The following is a 3,157-nucleotide window of genomic DNA, read 5'->3' on the forward strand; positions in this document are numbered from 1 at the left end:
CCCGAGGACGTGATGGCCACGCTCGAAAAATTGGGCGACCTCAAGGCCAAGGGCATCCTCACGCAGGAAGAGTTCGACGCCAAGAAGGCCGAGCTGCTGAAGAAGCTGGTCTGATCCGTTTGCTCCTATAAAAATAGCTGTCGGCGCATGAGGGATAAGCGCTAGAGGCCGAAACGGCTTCAAAACCGCCAAGCGCGGCGCAGGCAGCAGCCCCGACCATGGCCACCAGCCCCACCCAGCGCAGCTACCGGGCGCCCTGCCCGGGCTGCGGCGCGCCCGTCGAGTTTCGCAGCGCGCAGTCCACCCACGCCGTCTGCGGCTACTGCCAGAGCACCGTGGTGCGCAGTGGCGACGTGCTCACGCGCCTGGGCAAGATGGCCGAGCTGTTTGACGACCACAGCCCGCTGCAGCTCATGGCCAGCGGGCGTATCGCGCTCGATGGCAAGGACGTATCCTTCACCCTCATCGGCCGCCTGCAGTACAAGGGTGACGCGGGGGTCTGGACCGAATGGGCGGCGTTCCTGAATGACGGCACGCTGGCCACGCTGGGCGAGGACAACGGCGCCTACGTCTTCACCCGGCCCATCGACCCCGGCCGCGAGATGCCCGAGGCCGCGCGGTTTCGCATCGGCAGCACCACGGCGATCAACGGCAAGCCCTACAGCGTGGCCTACAGCGGCCAGGCGCAGCTGATTTCAGCGCAGGGCGAGCTGCCCAAGCTGCCGCCGCTGGGCCAACCGTTCGGCATGGTCGAGTTGCGCAGCAGCGATGGCGAGGTGGTGAGCGTCGAGTACGCCCACATGCCGCCCCACGTCGAGCGCGGCCGTGCCGTGCTGCTGGAAGACCTGCAGCTCCAGGGCCTCAAGGACGAATCGGTCAAGGACGAAAAAGGCCGCCAGTTCAACTGCCCCCACTGCGGCGCGCCGGTGCAGGTGCAGCTGTCCAGCACCAAGAGCATCACCTGCGGGTCGTGCGCCAGCATCATCAGCCTGGACAGCGGCGTGGGCGGCGAGCTGCGCTCGGCCGAGCAGGACGAGCCGGTGCAGCCCCTCATCCCGCTGGGCAGCAAGGGCCAGCTGCAGGGTGTGCACTGGCAGGTGGTGGGCTTCCAGCACCGCATGGGCGTGGAGCCGGGCGACGACGAGCATTTCGGCTGGAGCGAATACCTGCTCTACAACCAGAAGCGGGGCTTCGCCTTCCTGGTGGATTCCGAGGAAGGCTGGAGCTTCGTGCGGCCCACCACGGGCGCGCCGCAGATGGCCGCCAGCGGCCGCAGCGCCACCTACCTGGGCACGACCTACCAGCTCAAGTACACCTACGAGGCCGAAACCACCTACGTGCTGGGCGAGTTCTACTGGCAGGTCGAGCGGGGCCAGAAAACCAGCAACCGCGATTTCGAAAGCGCCAAGGGCCTGCTCTCCATGGAGCAGAGCGCCAACGAGATCACCTGGTCGGCGGGCGACAAGCTGGCCAGCGACGCGGTGGTGCAGGCCTTCGGGCTGGGCGACAAGAAGGACGTGCTGCAGCGCGACGACCCCGGCCCCTTCGTGGCCAAGTCGGGCCTGGGCTGCGGCACCATCATCCTCATCGCGGTCATCATCATCATCCTGCTCATCATCCTGAGCAATTGCTCGGGCTCGTCCGGCAGCGGCTATCGCAGCTCGGGCGGCTCGTTCGGTGGTTTTTCCACCGGCGGCGGGCACAAGTAGTTTTTACCCACGGAGGTCATCATGGGAATTGAATGGCTGCGGCCTGCCGCATTTTTTGGCTCCATCCTGTTCGCCCTGGTGGGCGTGCTGGTGTTCTGGATCAGCTTCGTCATCATCGACAAGATCACGCCCTACGACCTGTGGCGCGAAATCGTCGAAAAGCAGAACAAGGCGCTGGCCATGGTGGTGGCCGCCATGTGCCTGGGCATCAGCATCATCGTGGCCGCGGCCATCCACGGCTGACCCTTTTCGATCCCTTCTGACGAACACGGCGCGCAGCCCTTGCGCGCGTGGGCACACCCTTTGGCATCCCGCTCTCCCTCCCCCACAGCGCCCGCTGCGGCCCGCCCCATCGACATCGCCCTGCTGGCCAGCGTGTTCGTGGTGGCCGCCTGCGGCCTGCTCTACGAGTTGGCGGCCGGCGCCCTGGCCTCGTACCTGCTGGGCGATTCGGTGCTGCAGTTCTCCACCATCATCGGCACCTACCTGTTCGCCATGGGCGTGGGCTCGTGGCTCTCGCGCTATTTCGAGCGCCAGCTGCCGGCGCACTTTCTGCGCATTGAGTTGATGGTGGCGCTCGTCGGCGGCGCGCTGCCCGCCACGCTGTTCGTGGCCAACGCCTACGTGCCCGGCGCCTTTCGCCTGCTGCTCTACGGCATGGTGCTGGTGGTGGGCACGCTGGTGGGGCTCGAGATTCCGCTGGTCATGCGCATCCTCAAGCGCAACGTGGCGCTCAAAGACCTGGTTTCGCAGGTGCTCACATTCGACTACCTGGGTGCGCTGGCGGTGTCGCTGGCGTTTCCGCTGCTGCTGGTGCCACACCTGGGGCTCATCCGCACGGGGCTGCTGTTCGGTCTCATGAACGCGGTGGTGGCGGTGTGGGCGGTGTGGCTGTTCCGGTGGGAGATCCGCCGCCTGCGCGCGCACGTGCTGGCCTGCGCGGCCGTGCTGGGTGCCTTGCTGGCCGGGCTGGCGGGGGCCGACCACATCACCACGTTCGCCGAAGACAAGTTCTACCAGGACCGCATCGTCTTCAGCGCTGCCTCGCCCTACCAGCGCATCGTGGTCACCAACGGCAAGCTGGGCCACCGGCTGTTCCTCAACGGCAACCTGCAGTTCGCCGAGCGCGACGAGTACCGCTACCACGAGGCCCTGGTGCACCCGGCCATGGCGGCGCATGGCTCGCCCCGCAAGGTGGCTGTGCTGGGGGGCGGCGACGGCATGGCGGTGCGCGAGATCCTCAAATACCCCTCGGTCGAATCGGTCACGCTCGTCGAACTCGACCCGCAGATGACGCAGCTTTTCAGCCAGCACGACACCCTGACGCGCCTGAATGGCGGTGCGCTGAACGATCCCCGCGTGCACATCGTCAATGCAGACGCCTTCCAGTGGCTGCAGCAGGATGCGGTGCCGGACACCGCCGGGCCGGGCCAGGGCGCGAGCGCCCC

At 67.0% G+C, this 3,157-nt stretch carries 4 protein-coding genes; all 4 read left to right on the plus strand.

Going from position 1 to position 3,157, the window contains the following annotated elements; translation table 11 throughout:
- Positions 1–114, plus strand: a 114-nt coding sequence (locus ACDELDRAFT_RS24350) for an SHOCT domain-containing protein (protein ID WP_198403275.1), incomplete at its 5' end; no start/stop codon positions are given.
- 104 nt (positions 115–218) lie between these two features.
- Positions 219–1,709: a DUF4178 domain-containing protein gene (locus tag ACDELDRAFT_RS20625; RefSeq protein ID WP_005800027.1), complete on the plus strand. Its 1,491-nt coding sequence runs from the start codon at positions 219–221 to the stop codon at positions 1,707–1,709.
- Between the two features lie 21 nt (positions 1,710–1,730).
- Positions 1,731–1,952 carry a DUF350 domain-containing protein gene (locus tag ACDELDRAFT_RS20630; protein WP_005800028.1) on the plus strand — a complete coding sequence of 74 codons (222 nt, stop codon included), beginning with the start codon at positions 1,731–1,733 and terminating at the stop codon, positions 1,950–1,952.
- A gap of 60 nt (positions 1,953–2,012) precedes the next feature.
- On the plus strand, positions 2,013–3,157 hold a 1,145-nt coding region (locus ACDELDRAFT_RS20635), incomplete at its 3' end, for a polyamine aminopropyltransferase (protein WP_005800029.1).

This window comes from Acidovorax delafieldii 2AN (assembly GCF_000175235.1).
In the GTDB taxonomy this organism is placed as follows: domain Bacteria; phylum Pseudomonadota; class Gammaproteobacteria; order Burkholderiales; family Burkholderiaceae_C; genus Acidovorax; species Acidovorax delafieldii_B.

Bases quoted from the DNA above. Each gene is read 5' to 3' on its own strand.
- ACDELDRAFT_RS20625 (WP_005800027.1), top strand. From the start codon at position 219: ATGGCCACCAGCCCCACCCAGCGCAGCTACCGGGCGCCCTGCCCGGGC.
- ACDELDRAFT_RS20630 (WP_005800028.1), top strand. From the start codon at position 1,731: ATGGGAATTGAATGGCTGCGGCCTGCCGCATTTTTTGGCTCCATCCTG.